Source organism: Streptomyces sp. MB09-01 (genome assembly GCF_033794505.1).
GTDB lineage: Bacteria > Actinomycetota > Actinomycetes > Streptomycetales > Streptomycetaceae > Streptomyces.
In genome coordinates this window covers 62,850-80,031 of record NZ_JARAYQ010000006.1, presented here as the reverse complement: position 1 = coordinate 80,031, position 17,182 = coordinate 62,850, and the positions used below count along the sequence as shown (strand labels likewise).

Here is a 17,182-nt window from a genome sequence, read left to right as displayed (position 1 = left end):
GGGCGCCCCCCTGGCCCGCGCCCCCGAACCTTTGCCGTCGCTGATCAACCCCTCCATTGCGGACCGAAACGGTCCGCAAGCAGGGGCAGCGCGGGAGATCCGCCCGGCACGCCGTGCGGGGCGGGGCAACCCGTACCCCCGCGCGGATGAAACCGGGGTCCGGCGCGGCGATGAGTCTGCGGGCACCCGCAGGTCTATCTCTTGACGGAGACGACACCGACTCATCGGGAGCAAGCCATGGGCCTCATCGAAATCGAGCTGTTCGCGACCCTCGACCTCGTCGGGCAGGCGCCCGGCGGCCCCGACGAGGACCCGGTGGGGTTCCCGTTCGGCGGCTGGCAGGCGCCCCTGCTGGACGAGGTCGCCGGGGCGCAGGTCGGCGCCGCGTACGAGGGCACGGACGCCCTCCTGCTCGGCCGGCGGACGTACGACATCTTCGCCGCCTACTGGCCTCACCAGAAGGGCGGCGAGGACGGTGAGATCGCCGCGCTCTTCAACGGCGTCCCGAAGTACGTGGCCTCCCGCGGCAGGCCCGACCTCTCGTGGGCCGGGTCCACGCAGCTCGGCCCGGACCTCGCCGACGCCGTGCGTGAGGTCCGTGACCGGCACGAGCACGTGAAGGTCGTCGGGAGCCTGAACCTCGTGCAGACCCTCCTGCGCGAGAAGCTCTTCGACCGTCTCGACCTCTGGGTGCACCCGATCGTGCTCGGTGTCGGGAAGAAGGTGTTCGACGAGGGCGCGGTGCCCACGAACGTCAGGCTCCTCGCGCCCCCGGCGGCCGGCCCGAAGGGCACCGTGTACCTGCGCTACGGGCTCGCCGACGGCATTCCCGCAACGGGGGACTTGAGCGCGCCCGATCGCGGGGCCGGAAGCGTCGACTGAGGCCATCCCGCGCCCGCACGTGCCCGCCCGCGGGCCGCGGTTCGAGCGACCTCCTGTCGATCACAAACCGCACAGCCGGTAAAGCCCTGGCCCCTATGGAGTGAATCGTGCCAGACCCTCGTGACCCTTGGCCGGAACCTTCCATACGTTGGCCCCTCTTCGCTCATCACCACAACTGGGGGGCCGGTGCGCAACCACCGACTCGTAATGACCGCTGCCCTCGTGGCGGCCGGTCTCGGCATCGTTCCGGGCACCGCGCAGGCGGCGGATCCCGTACCCGTCGCGGCCGGCGTGGCCGAGGCGATAGCCAAGGCATCCACCTCCGAGGGCTTCCACAGCCCGGCCGACCGCACGATCCGTACCACCCTGCCCGCCGCCGCCACGGCGACCGGCAAGGCGGACGCCAAGACCGCCGCACCGCAGACCGCGCAGAGTGCGCAGACCGCGGTGAACGCACTGGACGCGGGGGCCAACCCGGCTCTCGCGGTGGACGTCAGCGGCACCAGCTACACCGCGCACGGGATCGAGCTCACCGCCCTGATCACGAGCGCCGACTTCGCGCTCGGCGTCGTCATCGACTGGGGCGACGGGAAGACCGACACGGTCACCGCCCAGGGCAACGCCGAGCTGCACCACTCGCACACGTACGACAAGTCCGGCGAGTACCAGGTGAAGGTGACGGTGACCGACACCGCCAACGCCGTCCAGGCCGCCAACGGAGGTGCCTTCCTCACCCCCGGCTCCGACTTCACCCCGCACGCTCCGACCCGGCTCCTCGACACCCGCAACGGCACCGGCGCGCCCGCGGTCAAGGTCGCCGGGCAGGGTTCCGCCCGGGTGAAGGTGGCCGGCAACGCCGCGGTCCCGGCGGGCGTCACGGCGGTGGCCCTCAACGTCACGGTCACGGAGACCGTGGAGAGCGGGTACGTGACCGCGTGGCCCGGCGCGGGCTACGAGCGACCGGGGACCTCGAACCTGAACTACACGGCCGGCCGGTCCGTGCCGAACCTGGTGATCGTGCCGGTCGGCGAGGACGGGTACGTGGAGCTCTACAACGGCGGCCCGCAGCCGGTCGACCTGATCGCCGACGTCACCGGCTACTTCACCCGGGCCTCGGCCGGCGGCTACACCTCGATGACACCCGCCCGGTTCGTGGACACCCGTGAAGGTCGCGGCGCGCCCCGGGGCCGGCTCGCCGCGCGCAGTGCGTTCGCGACCCGGATCGGCGGCCTGCAGGGCGTGCCCCAGGGCATCACGGCGGTGGCCCTGAACGTCACGGTGACGGAACCCCAGGGGCCGGGCCACCTGACCGCCTACTCCGGCGACGGGGCGGTCCCGACGGCGTCGAACCTGAACTTCGTGCCCGGTCAGACGGTGGCCAACGCGGTGATCGTGCCGGTGGCCGCGGACGGGACGATCAAGGTCTTCAACGGGTCCTGGATGGCGGCCCACGTGGTGGTCGACGTCGTCGGCTACTACAGCAAGGACAGCAAGGCCGCCTTCCTGCCCTTCACCCCGTTCCGGACGCTCGACACCCGCGAGGAGGCCTACGGCTGGCCCGGCGGCAGGTTCCGGGCCCGGGAGTACATCACGCAGGGGTTCACGCCCGACGCCGCGACGGGTGTCGAGGCCTACGTGCTGAACACCACCGTCACCGAGACCGGCGGCACCGGATACCTCTCGGTGGCGCCGAGCCCCTACCCGCTGCCGGCGGAGGGCGGGGCCGCCGCGCCCGCCGGACCGCGCCCCGGCTCCTCCACCCTGAACTGGACGTCCGGCGCGACCGTCCCGAACCTGGTGCAGGCGAGCGACGGCGACCACGGCGTCATCACCTTCTGGAACCAGGGCTATCAGGACGCCGACCTGGTGCTCGACGTCTTCGGCGTCTACCAGTCGAAGTGATTCCCGGGGGTGGCGTGCACGTGCGCGCCGCCCCCTCTGCCGGGTGCGAGTCCTCTCGGAGCGGCACGGCCCGGCGAGCCCTTCGCCTGAGCGGCCCGGCCACGGGTCAGGCCGGCTGCCACAGCTCGATCCGGTTGCCCTCGGGATCGGTGACCCAGCCGAATCGGCCGACACCCTCCATGTCCTGCGTCTCCCCGGCCACGTCCGCGCCCTTGGCGCGCAACTGCGCGAGCATCGCGTCCAGGTCGCGGACCCGGAAGTTGAGCATGGTCTGCTGCGCTCGGGACCCGAAGTAGTCGGTCTCGGACTCGAACGTCGCGAACACCGTCGGCCCGGCTTCCTGACGGCACAGGCCGTGCTCATCGGTGTCGAGCCCCAGGCAGTCGTGGTACCACGCGCCCAGCACCGCCGGGTCGGCGGCCCGCATGAAGTACCCACCGATTCCACGCACGCGTTCCATGCCGCCATCCTGCCAGGACGGTGGCCCGAGCCCTCGTCAGGAACGGCCGAAACTCGTCTGCTTCGATGGAAACTGACGCTGCGGTACGTACGTTCAACAATCTGTCAGAGGAATCAAGGAGCTCCACCCGAGGAGTAACGCAGTGCGCGTACTGTTCACCGGCCCCGCCGCGGCAGGCCACCTGTTCCCGATGGTGCCGACCGCCCAGGCACTCCAGGCCGCAGGGCACCAGGTCCTGTTCGCCGGTTCGGCCCCGCTCGACCAGATGCGGCAGGCCGGCGTGCCCACCGTCGAGATAGGCGACGGCTCCACGCTGATGGACGCCTTCCGGCGCACCTCGGAGGGCACCGAACCGCAGTTCGTCACGGACGACAAGAGCGTGGAGGAGACCCAGCGGCTGGCCACGGCCGGTTTCGCCGAACACAGCCGGGTCACCATTGACGACCTGCTCGCGGTGGCCACCGCCTGGCGGCCCGACCTCATCGTCCACGCCGCCTTCCAGGCCGCCGCACCCCTGGTCTCGGCGGCACTCGGCATACCCGCCGTCGTGCACAACTTCGGAGTGATGTCCGGCTCCGGCATGGTCGGCGTTCTCGCCGACGCCCTGGCGGACGAGTACCGGGCACGCGCGGTCGAAGGCCCGGCCACCCGTACCGTCCTCGATGTCGTACCCGCCTCCCTCGGCGGCGACGGCACCGGCTGGCGGGTCCGCTACGTGCCGTACAACGGCGGCGGCACGGTGCCCGGTGACCTCGTGGCCCGTGGCTCCCGGCCCCGGATCGCCGTCACCCTCGGAACGGTGGTGACCGCGTTCGCGGGCGTCAACCCGGTCGCCCGCGTGATAGCCGAGGCCGCCACCGTCGACGCCGAGTTCCTGCTCGCCGTCGGCGACACCGACCTGAGCCCGCTCGGCACCCTTCCCCCCAATGTCCGCCCCCTGCCCTGGGTGCCGCTGGCCCAGCTGCTGGACACCGCCGACGCGGTCGTGCACCACGGCGGATCCGGCACCATGCTCACCGCCGCGGCCCGGGGCGTGCCGCAGCTGATCCTGCCGCAGGGCGCCGACCACTTCATCAACGTCGATGCCGCGACGGGCCTGGGCTTCGCCCTCCGTGCGAGCGGCGACAGCGTGGACGCCGCCCTGCTCAGCCGCCTCCTCACCGACGACGACCTCCGCAAGGGCGCCGCCGCCACCCAGGCCGACATCAGCGCGCTCCCCTCCCCCATCGACCTCGTCGCCTCCTTCGAGGCGCTCCGGTGATGCCGGCCCCGGCCTCGGGGCGCCGGCCCGCACCGTGAGGCCGACGGGTGCGGGGCCGTACCCGGACCGCCGGGTGCGGGGCCCCGTACCCGGCTCCCCGTTCTCGGAGGGGATCAGGCGCCCCAGCGCCGGGCGATCGTGTCGCCCACGCTGCGGGCGGCAGACGTCCTAGCCGGCGCTGACGGCCGTCACGTGCGTGGTGCCGTCACGCAGGGAGGTGATGCGGACCTGGCCCGCGGGGAAGGGGTCCCTCCCGTTCGGGCCGGGTATGTGCGCGAACGGGGTCCACGAGCCGTCCGGCTTCCTGGTGTTGTGCCAGATCCGTCCGTCGAGCCCGACCGCCACGACCTGGGCGGAGCCGTCGGGCATCCCCGTGATGCCGATGGCGCTGGCCGCCATGGTGGCGGTGGTGACGCCGCGCGGGGGGAGGAAAGCGGTCCAGGAGCCGTCGGACCGTCGCAGCCGGTGGTACACCATCCCGTCGAGCCCGATCGCGAGCACCTGGGAGGAACCGTCGGGCATGCCGGCGATCGCCAGGGCCGGGCCGGAGAACGTCGGGGCCCCGTTGTAGCCTCCCAGGCGCCCCCAGGCCGTGCACGCGCCGTCGCGCCCGCGGACGCAGTGGTACATGGCACCGTCCGTGCCGTAACCGACCAGTTGGGCGGACCCGTCGGGCATGGCGGTGATCGACACCTTCGTCGCTCCCCAGCGGCTGTTCGCGGTGAAGCCGGGCAGCGCCCGGAAGCCGGGCAGTCCGCCGTCGGCGCGGCGCTGCTGGTGGAAGGCGGTGCCGTCCATCGCCGTCACCACGATCTGGCAGGTGCCGTCGGGGAAGGCGGCGATGTCCGCCTCCCGTACGGTGAACCCGGCCGCGCCGTCCGGTCCCGCGACGCGCTGCCAGGGCCGGAGGGTGGCCGAACCCCGTACGGTGGTCAGCCACAGACCGTTGTCGGGCGCGATGCCCAGCACCACGACGGAGCCGTCCGCCATGCCGGCCGCGGCGCTCTGGATCCCCGTGAACGAGGCCGCTCCGGCGGCGGCGCCCGGCAGCGGGCGCATGCTGCTCCACGACCCGTCGGGGCGGCGCTCGGTGTGGAAGAGCGCGCGCCGCTCGACGTCGTACGGGGGCAGTTGTGCGGGGTAGAACCACACCGGGTTGGTGAGGGCGACCAGTTGGTCCAGCGTGGTGGAGGCGGGCTTCGGCCGACGGACCTCGGCCCGGGCGAACAGGGAGGCCTTGCCCCAGCCGCGCCAGCGCAGTTGCCCCCTGCCGCTGCCGTCGATGCAGGTGGCGGCCATGATGCCCCACTCGGTGTACAGCGTGGCGATGCTGTCCGGGGCTCCGGTCACGTTCAAGGTCACGTCGACGGCGTCGAAGAGCGACAGGGGCAGTTCCTCGCCGGGGCCCGCGACCGCCCCGCCCGCGCGCGCGGTGAAGTCCACGGTCACGGCGGAGGATTCGACGGCGTACGACCGGCCCCGGCGCAGTGCGTCCAGCACGGCGGGCGTCGACAGACTGGTGGCGTGCACCACGTTGTGGGGCCGGCCGACGGCGTCCCCGTGGCTGTGGGCGTCGCTGTTGCCGACGGCGGCGACCCGCTTGCCGAGGCAGAGCATGACGTGCCAGGCGGCGATGTTGGCCGCGTCGTCCAGGGTCCACGGCCCGTTCCACACCTCCAGCGCGTCCACGCGGTCGAGGCCGAACTCCCAGAAGGATCCCGGTGCCGGAGTCAGAGGATGGGCGGCGATCGTGAGCCCGCCCAGACTGTGCACGCGCCGGGCGTGACCGTCGAACACTCCCTGGTCCGCGGGGCCGTAGCGCCAGTCCACCCATTCGCCCTGCGGCAGGCCGACCGCCAGCCAGTGGCCGTGGCGGGTGGTGACCTCCTCGGCGTTGACGACCAGCAGGTCGGTCGGGACGTTGCCGCGCCATGTCACCCCGGTGGAGCTGGTGTTGTGGTCGGACGTGGCGATGAAGTGCAGCCCCTCCTGGCGGGCGGCCGTGACGATCTCGTCCACCGTGCGTTTCCCGTCGGAGTGCACGCTGTGCAGGTGCAGGTCGCCCCGGTACCAGCCGGGCCCCCGTCCCGCCACCGAGGCCGGCAGGATGTCGTACGGGGTCCGGGGCAGCGGGTCGCCGTGGTGCAGGGTGACGTCGACCTGCCAGGTCATGCCGCCGGCGGCGCCGACCATCGGCCCCAGGATGACGGACCAGGTGCCGGGTTCGACGGGGCCGGGCACATAGCCCGGAGTGGCGTCCGCCGCAGAGAGGGTGAACCCGGCCCGTTCACCGCCCGACCAGCCGCGGAAGCCGGACGGGCCGAAGATGCCGAGGTCGAGGATGCCGGCGGCGGCGTCGTGGGAGGTGGAGACGGAGATGCGTTGCACCCCGGCGGGGAGGTCGAAGGGGACGTACGCCCACTGGTCGTTGCCGTACGGGGCGCGGCCCTGGTAGGTGGTGGTCACCGTGTCGGTCCCCTGGCCCCTGGTCGCGGCGTGCGCGATCGGTGCGGGAACGAGCGCGGCGGCTCCGCCCGCGGCCAGCAGGGCCCCTAATCGGAGCAGGGACCTGCGCTCGACACCCGGGCCGAGCTCGGGAGCGCCGTTCGGGAGGTGTTGACTCGGCACGGCCGTGTTCTCCGTTCACGTGGGTGGCAGGGAAGACGTGCAGGCGTACAGACGTGCGGGCGTGCGGGCGTGCGGGCGTGCGGGCGTGCGGGCGTGCGGGCGTGCAGGTCTACGGGCGTGCGTGCGTGCGGGGCGTGCGGGGCGTTGTCAGCGGCGCGAGCGCTGGGCGTCGACGATCTGGCGCACGGAGCCGTCGACGGCCGCGCGGGCCTGGATCCGCTCGGCGAATCCGGGGAACTGCCCGGCGATGGCGCTCAGCAGCCGCAGCTCCAGCGGCGCCACGTTGACCTCGCACCGGTCGCGGCGCACGGCCCGTACGACGCCGTCGGCGACCTGGCCCGGCGTCACGGTCCTGATGCCGTTCGGCGGGGTGGCGCCGGTGTCCGCGAACATCCCGGCGTCGCGGACGAAGCCGGGCTGGACGAGTGAGACGCCCACCCCCGTACCCCGGAGTTCCTGGCGCAGCGCGAGGGCGAACCCGCGCAGTCCGAACTTCGTCGCGTTGTACAGCGAGGTCGACTTGGTCGCGGCCTTGCCGGAAATCGAGCCGATCAGCACGATGTGGCCGCGGCGGCGGGCCACCATGTGCGCGGCGAGCAGCCGGGACAGCAGGACGGGCGCGCGCAGGTTGACGTCGAGGGCGCGGTCGAGCTGGTCCTCGGTGTAGTCCAGGAGGTCGCCGCTGGCGGGGAGCGCGGCGTTCGCGACGAGGACGTCCGCCTCGACGCAGGTCTCCGCGAGCCGGACCACGTCGGACCGGACGGCCAGGTCGGCGACCACGGTGCGGGCGCCGCAGGCGTCCGCGGTGGCCTTGAGGGCTTCCTCCCGCCGCCCGGTGAGCGTGAGCCGGGCCCCCTGCGCGGCCAGGCGCTCGGCCAGGGCGGAGCCGATGCCTCCGTTGGCCCCGGTGAGCAGAACGTTCGATCCGGATATGTCCACGACGACTCCCGTACGGCGACCCTCGACTGTTCGTTCGAACGAACAGTAGGGATCGGGGCGCGCCCTGTCCACACCCCGGACGCCCCAACTCCTCTACCCCGGCCGGGCCGTCGCGCCGCCCGATGGGGCAGAATGTCGACATGCCCCATGCCTCCGACACCCGCCAGCGCATCATCGACGCCGTACTGCGGATCATCGGGCAGGACGGCATCGCCGCCGTCACCAACCGGCGGATCGCCAAGGAGGCCGGAGTCTCGCTGGGTTCCGTCACCTACCACTTCGCCACCCAGCACGAGTTGCTGCGCGAGAGCCTGCTGCACTTCGTGGGGGAGGAGACCCGGCACTTCACGGCGCTCGCCGACGCGTGCTCCGACGAGCGCTTCGACATCGGGCAGGCAGCCGAGGTGGTGGCGCAGGTCGCCGGCGGCAACGCCTTCGACAGCCGCCACATCGCACCCTTCGAGCTGTACGTCCAGGCGGGCCGCGACGAACGGCTGCGCGCCGCGGCGGCCGAGTGCTTCGCCGCCTACGACCTGCTGGCCACGCGGATCCTCACCCACCTCGGCGTACCGGACCCCGAACGCCTGGCGGGCGCGGCCGTCGCCCTGGTCTTCGGCCAGCAGCTGCGCCGCCTGGCCACCGGCGCCCCCGCCGAGGACCTCGTCGACACCCTGCTGGTCCTCACGAAGCTCACCCCGACGCAGACCCCGTAGGAGTGCCCTCCCCCGTCCGCTCCCACAGCACGTCGTCCTTCACGACGGGGGCGGGGCGCTGGTTCGGCGCGTCGCCCCCGTCGAGGGCGTAGGTCAGCTCCTCGGAGCGCCTTCGGGGGCTCGGCGCTGCGTACATTCAGCCCGGGGGACGAGGTCTTCGGCATGGCCTGGCCCCACACCTGCGGCCACGGTTCCTTCGCCGAGCACATGACCGCCCCGCAGGACACCGCGCTCGCCCAGCGGCCCCGGGACCTCGACCCCGTCTCGGCGGCCGCCCTGCCCATGACCGGCGGCACCGCGCTCGCCACCCTGGACTGGCTGGAGATCAAGGAAGGGGAGAGCCCGGGCGCTGCCCGGCCTCGCCCTCACCGCACAAGCCCCCGCGCCCCGCCCGGCCGGGCTCGTCCTGCGCCGGCCCACGCTGCTCCATGTCCGCTGGTGACGCAGCGACCGGTGGCGCCACGACTGGTTCCGCCTACGAATACCCGCCGCAGGAAGTGGCGGGCTTCCGTGGAATCCACCGGCATCCGCTTGACCGACGAACCCGCTGCAACGTAGTTTCGACCGCACCCACCCATGAGCTGCTGGAAGGAGGCGAAGCCGGATGTCGACCGTCTCCGAACTGCTTCGCCTCGCTCACCAGATCGCCTGGGCTCCGGGTCGTGTGGCACACGGCTGCTGAGCAGCCCCTTGCCGGCGTGCCCGTTCTGCGGTCCCGGCACCTTTCCCTCTCTGACACCGTTTACGGCACGCCGTCTCGTGCCGATGTGCCGCGCTCCGGGTTTCGAGCTGCGCCACTGAAAAAGAAAGCTCCTGAAATGGCGACTAGGACAGTCAGAACCACCGCACGCCGGAATGAGGACGTGCCATGGTAGCGGCGCGGATCACGGTCAACGGAAAAGAATCACCGATTTCACCGGCCGCACCCCACACCACGGTGCTGGACCATCTTCGCGAGCGTGGCCTCACGGGCACCAAGGAGGGCTGCGCCGAAGGGGAATGCGGGGCCTGTTCGGTGCTGGTGGCCCGTCCCGGGGTGAACAAGCCCACGGACTGGGTGGCGGTCAACGCCTGCCTGGTTCCGGTCGCCGCCCTCGACGGTCAGGAGGTCATCACCTCCGAAGGTCTCGCCACCGCCGGCGCATCCGGCACGCCGGCCGTGTTGCACCCCGTGCAGGAGGAGATGGCCGTCCGCGGCGGCTCCCAATGCGGTTACTGCACACCGGGATTCATCTGCAGCATGGCCTCCGAGTACTACCGGCCCGACCGCTGCGCGCACCCGGACTCGACCGACGGCACCGACTCCGGCTCCGGCTCCGGCTCCGGCTCCGGCTCCGGCTCCGAGCACGGTCCGAACGGTTTCGATCTGCACGCGCTGAGCGGCAACCTGTGCCGCTGCACCGGCTACCGCCCGATCCGCGACGCCGCGTTCGCCGTCGGCACGCCCCCCGAGGACGACCCCCTGGCGCAGCGTCGCGAGCAGTCCCCGCCCGCACCGGTCGCCACCGAATACGCCCAGGACGACAGCGCGTTCCTGCGGCCGGGCACCCTCGCCGATGCGCTGCGGCTGCTACGCGAACGGCCCGACGCGGTGGTCGTCGCCGGAAGCACCGACTGGGGTGTGGAGGTGAACATCCGCTCCCGCCGGGCGAATTGCGTGGTCGCGGTCGATCGTCTGCCCGAACTGCGGGAGCTGCGCGTCGCATCCGATCACATCGTGATCGGGGCGGCGCAGACGCTCACGGAGATCGAACGCCGCCTCGACGGCAGCGTTCCGCTGCTGGCGGAGCTGTTCCCGCAGTTCGCGTCCCGGCTCATCCGCAACAGTGCCACCCTCGGCGGCAACCTGGGCACCGGGTCCCCCATCGGCGACAGCCCGCCGGTGCTGCTCGCGCTGGAGGCGTCGGTGGTGCTCGCCGACGCCGACGGTGAGCGCGAGGTCCCCCTCTCCGACTACTTCACCGGTTACCGGCAGAGCGTGCGCCGCCCCGGCGAGCTGATCCGGGCCGTGCGCATCCCGCTGCCGCTGTCGCCGGTCACGGCCTTCCACAAGATCGCCAAACGGCGCTTCGACGACATTTCCAGCGTGGCGGTCGCCTTCGCGCTCGACATCGAGGACGGGAGCGTGCGCAAGGCGCGCATCGGCCTGGGCGGCGTGGCCGCCACCCCGATCCGCGCCCTCGCCACCGAGGCGGCCCTGGAGGGCAAGCCGTGGGCGGCGGAGACCGTCGCCGCCGCGGCGCGGGTGCTGCGGGCCCAGGGCACGCCGATGGACGATCACCGCGCCAGCGCCGGCTACCGCTCCGCGATGCTCGGCCAGAGCCTGCTGAAGCTGTACGCGCGAACCACCGAGGCGGTGTCGTCATGAGCCATTTGTCCGAGCGCCCCGAAAAGCCCGTCGTCGGGGTTTCGATGCCGCACGAGAGTGCCGACCTGCACGTCACCGGCGCCGCTCTCTACACCGACGACCTGGTCCACCGCACCAAGGACGTCCTGCACGCCCACCCGGTCCAGGTCATGAAGGCCCACGGCAGGATCACCGCGCTGCGCACCGAGCCCGCGCTCGCCGTGCCCGGTGTGGTCCGCGTGCTGACCGTTGCCGACGTGCCCGGCGTCAACGACGCCGGAATGAAGCACGACGAACCGCTCTTCCCCGACGAGGTCATGTTCCACGGCCACGCGGTCGCCTGGGTGCTCGGCGAGACCTTGGAGGCGGCCCGGCTCGGTGCGGCGGCCGTCGAGGTGGAACTCGACGAGAAACCCTCCGTGATCACGCTGCAGGAAGCGATCGCGGCGGAGAGCTTTCACGGCGCCCGGCCGGTGATGGTGACCGGCGACGTGGACGCCGGGTTCGCCGACTCCGCGCACGTGTTCACCGGCGAGTTCCAGTTCTCCGATCAGGAACACTTCTATCTCGAGACGCACGCGGCGCTGGCCCACGTCGACGAGAACGGGCAGATGTTCGTCCAGAGCAGCACCCAGCACCCCTCGGAGACGCAGGAGATCGTCGCGCACGTGCTCGGCCTGCACAGCCACGAGGTGACCGTGCAGTGCCTGCGGATGGGCGGCGGCTTCGGCGGCAAGGAGATGCAGCCGCACGGGTTCGCGGCCGTCGCCGCCCTCGGCGCCAGGCTGACCGGCCGGCCGGTCCGGGTGCGGCTCAACCGGACCCAGGACCTGACCATGTCCGGCAAGCGCCACGGCTTCCACGCCGCGTGGAAGATCGGCTTCGACGCCGAGGGCCGCATCCAGGCCCTGGACGCCACCCTGACCGCGGACGGCGGCTGGAGCCTGGACCTGTCCGAGCCGGTGGTGGCCCGCGCACTGTGCCACATCGACAACACCTACTGGATCCCCCACGCGCGCGTCGCCGGTCGCGTCGCCAAGACCAACAAGGTCTCCAACACCGCGTTCCGCGGCTTCGGCGGACCGCAGGGCATGCTGGTGATCGAGGACATCATGGGCCGGTGCGCCCCGCTCCTCGGCCTGGACCCGATGGAGTTGCGGGAGCGCAATTTCTACCGGCAGGGCCATTCGACGCCGTACGGACAGCCGGTCGCCCACCCCGAACGGATCTCCGTCATCTGGCAGCAGGTCCAGGACGACTCCGGCTTCGCCGGTCGCAAGCGCGAGATCGCGGCCTTCAACGCCACGCACCCGCACACCAAGCGGGCGCTCGCGATCACCGGCATCAAGTTCGGCATCTCGTTCAACCTGACCGCCTTCAACCAGGCCGGCGCTCTGGTGCTGGTCTACAAGGACGGCTCGGTCCTGATCAACCACGGCGGCACCGAGATGGGGCAGGGTCTGCACACCAAGATGCTGCAGGTGGCCGCGACCACGCTGGGCATTCCGATGCACAAGGTGCGGCTGGCTCCGACCCGCACGGACAAGGTGCCCAACACCTCCGCCACCGCCGCGAGCGCGGGGGCGGACCTCAACGGCGCGGCGGTGAAGAACGCCTGCGAGCAGATCCGCGAGCGGCTGCTGCAGGTGGCCGGCACCCAGCTGGGTGCGAACGCCTCGGACGTGCGCATCGTCGAGGGCGTCGCGCGCGTCCTCGGCAACGACAAGGAGCTGGCCTGGGACGACCTGGTGCGCACCGCGTACTTCCAGCGGGTCCAGCTGTCGGCTGCGGGCTTCTACCGGACGGAGGGTCTGCACTGGGACGCGAAGGCCTTCCAGGGATCGCCGTTCAAGTACTTCTCCTACGGCGCCGCCGCGGCCGAAGTGGAGGTGGACGGCTTCACCGGCACGTACCGGATCCGGCGGGTGGACATCGTGCACGATGTCGGTGACAGCCTCTCCCCGATGATCGACATCGGTCAGGTCGAGGGCGGTTTCGTGCAGGGCGCGGGCTGGCTGACACTCGAGGACCTGCGCTGGGACGCCGGCGACGGGCCGAACCGCGGCCGGCTGCTGACCCAGGCGGCGAGCACCTACAAGCTGCCGAGCTTCTCGGAGATGCCCGAGGAGTTCAACGTCAGGCTGCTGGAGAACGCCACCGAGGAGGGCGCGGTCTACGGGTCCAAGGCGGTGGGTGAGCCTCCGCTGATGCTGGCGTTCTCGGTACGGGAAGCACTGAGGCAGGCGGCCGCGGAATTCGGGCCCGCCGGAGTGAGCGTGGAGCTCGCCTCCCCGGCGACACCCGAGGCGGTGTACTGGGCGGTCGAGGCCGCCCGCGCGGGCGGGGTGCAGCACGAGGGCCGGGCCAGCCGGGCCCCGGACGGCAGCGACGTCCCCGCCGACGCGAGCGCTTTGAGCAATGCCTGACATGAGCTGGGTGGCCGCGGTCGCACGGTTGCGGGCACGCCGGGAACCCGGCGTGCTCGTGACCGTCGCGACCGTGCGCGGCCACGCGCCCCGCCGGGCCGGTGCCAAACTCGTCGTGGGACGGACCGAGACGTGGGGTTCGATCGGCGGCGGCAACATCGAGGCCGTCGCCATCGACCGGGCGCGCGAACTGAACGGCGCGGCCGGTCCGGAGCCGGAGCTGATGGAGTTCGCCCTCAACGACAAGGTCACCGGCCGGCACGGGGTGCAGTGCTGCGGCGGAGCCGTCACGGTGCTGCTCGAACCGCTCCCGGTGGTCCAGGCGGTGGCGGTCTTCGGCGTCGGGCACGTCGGACTGGAACTGGCGCGCATCCTGGCCCGCCAGGACCTCGACCTGCACCTGATCGACACCCGCCCGTACATGCTCACCGACGAACGGCTCGGCGTGCTCGCGGATGCGGTGGCGCACGTCCACGTGCACCACACCCCGCTGCTGCCGGAGGAAGTGCTCGCGGAGCTGCCGCCCGGCGCCCACGTCCTGATCATGACCCATGATCACGCCGAGGACGCCGCGCTGTGCGACACCGCCCTGCGCACCGCAGGTCTCGGCTCGATCGGATTGATCGGCTCGGCCGCCAAATGGGCGCGGTTCCGCCAGCGCCTGGCCACCGAGGGCGGCCACGACGCCGCCGCCGTCGACCGGATCAAGACCCCCATCGGAGTGGCCGGCATCAGCGGCAAGGAGCCCGCCACGATCGCGGTGAGCGTGGCGGCGGACCTGCTCCGGACCTTCGAGCAGGAAGCCGGGCGGACCGTGCCGCACACGGTTGCCGCGGTGCCGTACCCTCCGCCGGCCGGCAGCGCGTGAGCCGGTCCCGCTCCGGGCACCGGGCCCGCCTCCCGTGACCGAGGCCCGGAGCGGGACCGGATGGCGCAACGCCTCTGGCTCTCGTTCCGGACATCGACCAGCATGGGAGCAGCGGGACCGGCGGACGAGATGGGCACGCATGCGCGCCACTGAGAGCAACCAGGACTATCCCTTCGCTGTCACGAACACGGCCGCGGCACTGCTGGACGACGCCGGGACGGTCCTCGCCTGGACTCCGGCGGCCGAAGCCCTCCTGGAGCGCCGGTCCGCGGACGTGTGCGGCCGGCCGGCGCGGGACCTCCTCGCGGACGCAGGGAGCTGGGAAGCACTTCTGGCTCGGGGCGGGCAGGGGGCCCAGGAGGGCCGGGCCACCCTGCGGCACGGCTCCGGACGCGAGCTGGAGATCGGCTTCCGCGTCATGCCGCTGGACGACGGCGCGCGGGGGGACGCGGCCCGCTGCCTCGTACTCCTCGCGCCCATGGAGCTGGTCGCCCGATGGCGGCAGGACCACGCCTTCACGCACGAACTGTTCCTGCAGGGCCGGGTGGGCCTGGCCGTGTTCGACGCGGACCTGCGCCTGCTGCGGACGAACTCGCACCTGTTGCCGTACACCGGGGTGCCGGTCGAACTGAGCGGTCGGCGGCTGTCCGACTTCCTGTGGGCCGAGGACGCGCGGATCATCGACGAGCGGCTGCGGGAGGTCGTGCGCAGCGGGATCCCCCTGGTCGGCTTCAACGCGACCGTGCGCACCTTGGACGACCCGAGAGGCGGCCGGGTCGTGACCATCCAGGCGTTCCGGCTGCAGGAACCCGACGGGCATCCGATGGGTGTGGCGACGGTGTTCACCGACGTCACCGACCACGAGCGCTCGCGCGGGCGCCTGGACCTGCTGTACCGGGCGACCGGAGCGCTGGGGGGTTCGCTGTCCGTCCTGCGCACCGTGGAGGACCTGGTCAAGGTGCTGGCGCCCGCGTTCGGCGACTGCGCGGCGGTGGATCTCGCGGAGACCGTTCTGACCGGCGGTGAACCACCCGCTGACGGGCATCTCACGCTGCCCCTGATCCGGATGGCCGTCGCCGGTGCGGAGGGGGACGCGCTGCGGACCGGTACCTCCCAGTTCACGGCTCCTCTCCCCGCGGCCGCTCCCCGGGCGACCGTGACCGGGGCGGGCGTGGCCGAGCCGGCTGCGTCCGGGGCGCGGGAGTGCCGGGGAGAGCTGATCACCGGCCTCGGAAGCCGGCCCGCGGCGCCCGGGAACGACGCGGCCCCGGAGTGGGCCACGTCCGTCCCGGGTGCGCACTCGGCGATGACGGCGCCGCTGTGCGCCCGGGGCATCGCGTTCGGAAGGCTCACGCTCTGGCGCACGGGGGACGCTCCCCCGCTGGAGGCGGACGACCTGGCACTTCTGGAGGAGATCGCCGCCCGCGCGGCCGTCGCCGTGGACAACGCGCGGCGGTACACCAAGGAACGCCGCACCGCTGTGGGCCTGCAGCGCAGCCTTCTGCCGCCGGCCACCGCGGAGACGCCCGCGCTGGAGGCCGCCAGCGTCTACCTGCCGGCGGACGCCGACACCGGTGTGGGCGGCGACTGGTTCGACGTCATCCCCCTGTCCTCGGCCCGTGTCGCCCTGGTGGTCGGGGACGTCGCCGGTCACGGGCTGTACGCCACGGCCATGATGGGGCGCCTGCGCAGCGCCGTACGCGCGATGGCGGACCTGGAACTGGAACCGGAGGAGCTGCTGGCGCACGTGGACGACATGGTCCTGCAGGTCGTCGCCGAAGCCGAGAGCGACGATCCGGACGACGGCGACGCGGCCACGCTGGTGCCCAGCGGGCCGGCCGGGGCCACCTGCCTGTACGCCGTCTACGACCCGGTCACCCGAAGCTGCGTCATGGCGAGCGCCGGACACCCGCCCCCGGCCGTGGTCGGCCCGGACGGAACCGTCGAGTACGTCGAGCTGAGCCCCGGCCCGCCCCTGGGGGTCGGTGGGTGGCCCTTCGAGCCGGTCGAACGCGATCTGCCGCCGGGCAGCGTCCTCGCCCTGTACACCGACGGCCTGATCGAACGCGGAGAGGGGGACGTCGACGAGGGCATGCGCAACCTGGCCGACCGTCTGCTGCGCGCGGACGTGCTCGGACGGCCGCTGCGTCAGGCCCGGCACGACGTCGTGGAAGGGTTGCCGCCGGGCAGGCTGCGGGACGACGTCACCCTCCTGCTGGCCCGGACCCGGGCGGTGGAGGCCGACTCCCTCGCGACGTGGCACCTCGACCCCGACCCGGCGAACGTCGGCGACGCGCGCCATCTCGTCCTGGACCAGCTGACCGCCTGGAACCTCGATGAGCTCGCGTTCAGCACCGAGCTCATCGTCAGCGAGCTGGTCACCAACGCCATCCGCCACGCCGGTGGCGCGGTCCGGCTCCGGCTGATCCGGGCGGACACCCTGACGTGCGAAGTCTCGGACTCCAGCAACACGCAGCCGAGGATGCGACGGGCGAGGAGCTCCGAGGAAGGCGGCCGCGGCTTGTACATCGTCGCCCAGCTCTCCCACCGCTGGGGCAGCCGCTACACCACGGGGGGCAAGACCGTCTGGTCCGAACAGCACCTGCCCCTCGCTTGAGGGAACGGCCGTCAGCAATGCGTATGGACTCGGCCGGTCCCCGTAAGAGCCGCGTTACGGAGCGGCCCCGGACGGGCGGACGCGGGGATAGCTTCGTTGTCGCGCCCCGGACTGCCTCCCCGCATCCCGGGCCTCACCT

Annotated in this window: 12 protein-coding genes; 9 read left to right on the top strand and 3 right to left on the bottom strand. The window is 72.5% G+C overall.

Features of this window, described 5'->3' with window-relative positions:
* Positions 1-237: 237 nt before the first annotated feature.
* Together PV721_RS02535 and PV721_RS02530 are read left to right on the top strand one after the other, a co-directional pair.
* Positions 238-882 (top strand): dihydrofolate reductase family protein, encoded by a 645-nt coding sequence (locus PV721_RS02535; protein WP_319721105.1) that lies wholly within the window; start codon positions 238-240, stop codon positions 880-882.
* 207 nt (positions 883-1,089) lie between these two features.
* Positions 1,090-2,784, top strand: coding sequence for a PKD domain-containing protein (locus PV721_RS02530; protein WP_319721104.1), 1,695 nt, complete (start codon positions 1,090-1,092; stop codon positions 2,782-2,784).
* Between the two features lie 106 nt (positions 2,785-2,890).
* Here the strand turns inward: PV721_RS02530 and PV721_RS02525 are convergent, their stop codons facing one another.
* Positions 2,891-3,244 carry a VOC family protein gene (locus PV721_RS02525; RefSeq protein ID WP_319721103.1) on the bottom strand — a complete coding sequence of 118 codons (354 nt, stop codon included), beginning with the start codon at positions 3,242-3,244 and terminating at the stop codon, positions 2,891-2,893.
* A 142-nt stretch (positions 3,245-3,386) separates the two neighbouring features.
* Between PV721_RS02525 and PV721_RS02520 the strand changes: the two genes are divergently transcribed.
* Positions 3,387-4,505: a nucleotide disphospho-sugar-binding domain-containing protein gene (locus tag PV721_RS02520; protein ID WP_319721102.1), complete on the top strand. Its 1,119-nt coding sequence runs from the start codon at positions 3,387-3,389 to the stop codon at positions 4,503-4,505.
* 168 nt (positions 4,506-4,673) lie between these two features.
* Here the strand turns inward: PV721_RS02520 and PV721_RS02515 are convergent, their stop codons facing one another.
* Both PV721_RS02515 and PV721_RS02510 read right to left on the bottom strand, forming a co-directional pair.
* On the bottom strand, positions 4,674-7,133 hold the full coding sequence (locus tag PV721_RS02515; protein WP_319721101.1) for a CehA/McbA family metallohydrolase: 2,460 nt from the start codon (positions 7,131-7,133) through the stop codon (positions 4,674-4,676).
* 147 nt (positions 7,134-7,280) lie between these two features.
* On the bottom strand, positions 7,281-8,072 hold the full coding sequence (locus PV721_RS02510) for an SDR family NAD(P)-dependent oxidoreductase (protein ID WP_319721100.1): 792 nt from the start codon (positions 8,070-8,072) through the stop codon (positions 7,281-7,283).
* Positions 8,073-8,212: 140 nt separating this feature from the next.
* Between PV721_RS02510 and PV721_RS02505 the strand changes: the two genes are divergently transcribed.
* The 6 genes from PV721_RS02505 to PV721_RS02480 all read left to right on the top strand — a co-directional run bounded on the left by PV721_RS02505 (position 8,213) and on the right by PV721_RS02480 (position 17,043).
* Complete coding sequence (locus PV721_RS02505; protein ID WP_319721099.1) at positions 8,213-8,785, top strand: TetR/AcrR family transcriptional regulator; 573 nt, start codon at positions 8,213-8,215, stop codon at positions 8,783-8,785.
* A 162-nt stretch (positions 8,786-8,947) separates the two neighbouring features.
* Positions 8,948-9,343 (top strand): hypothetical protein, encoded by a 396-nt coding sequence (locus tag PV721_RS02500; protein ID WP_319721098.1) that lies wholly within the window; start codon positions 8,948-8,950, stop codon positions 9,341-9,343.
* A 310-nt stretch (positions 9,344-9,653) separates the two neighbouring features.
* Complete coding sequence (locus PV721_RS02495) at positions 9,654-11,153, top strand: xanthine dehydrogenase small subunit (RefSeq protein WP_319721097.1); 1,500 nt, start codon at positions 9,654-9,656, stop codon at positions 11,151-11,153.
* Positions 11,150-13,558 carry a xanthine dehydrogenase molybdopterin binding subunit gene (xdhB, locus tag PV721_RS02490; RefSeq protein ID WP_319721096.1) on the top strand — a complete coding sequence of 803 codons (2,409 nt, stop codon included), beginning with the start codon at positions 11,150-11,152 and terminating at the stop codon, positions 13,556-13,558. The genes PV721_RS02495 and xdhB overlap by 4 nt, the downstream gene beginning before the upstream one ends.
* A gap of 1 nt (position 13,559) precedes the next feature.
* The gene (gene xdhC / locus PV721_RS02485; RefSeq protein WP_319721107.1) at positions 13,560-14,426 is read left to right on the top strand and encodes a xanthine dehydrogenase accessory protein XdhC; all 867 of its coding nucleotides are present in this window, start codon (positions 13,560-13,562) and stop codon (positions 14,424-14,426) included.
* 139 nt (positions 14,427-14,565) lie between these two features.
* Complete coding sequence (locus PV721_RS02480) at positions 14,566-17,043, top strand: SpoIIE family protein phosphatase (RefSeq protein WP_319721094.1); 2,478 nt, start codon at positions 14,566-14,568, stop codon at positions 17,041-17,043.
* Positions 17,044-17,182: the final 139 nt, after the last annotated feature.

What these genes read in the sequence shown, in the direction of transcription:
- PV721_RS02535 (WP_319721105.1), top strand. Translation starts at nt 238, where the DNA reads ATGGGCCTCATCGAAATCGAGCTGTTCGCGACCCTCGACCTCGTCGGG.
- PV721_RS02525 (WP_319721103.1), bottom strand. Translation starts at nt 3,244, where the DNA reads ATGGAACGCGTGCGTGGAATCGGTGGGTACTTCATGCGGGCCGCCGAC.
- PV721_RS02505 (WP_319721099.1), top strand. Translation starts at nt 8,213, where the DNA reads ATGCCCCATGCCTCCGACACCCGCCAGCGCATCATCGACGCCGTACTG.
- xdhB (WP_319721096.1), top strand. Translation starts at nt 11,150, where the DNA reads ATGAGCCATTTGTCCGAGCGCCCCGAAAAGCCCGTCGTCGGGGTTTCG.
- PV721_RS02495 (WP_319721097.1), top strand. Translation starts at nt 9,654, where the DNA reads ATGGTAGCGGCGCGGATCACGGTCAACGGAAAAGAATCACCGATTTCA.
- PV721_RS02480 (WP_319721094.1), top strand. Translation starts at nt 14,566, where the DNA reads ATGCGCGCCACTGAGAGCAACCAGGACTATCCCTTCGCTGTCACGAAC.
- PV721_RS02500 (WP_319721098.1), top strand. Translation starts at nt 8,948, where the DNA reads ATGGCCTGGCCCCACACCTGCGGCCACGGTTCCTTCGCCGAGCACATG.
- PV721_RS02530 (WP_319721104.1), top strand. Translation starts at nt 1,090, where the DNA reads ATGACCGCTGCCCTCGTGGCGGCCGGTCTCGGCATCGTTCCGGGCACC.
- xdhC (WP_319721107.1), top strand. Translation starts at nt 13,560, where the DNA reads ATGAGCTGGGTGGCCGCGGTCGCACGGTTGCGGGCACGCCGGGAACCC.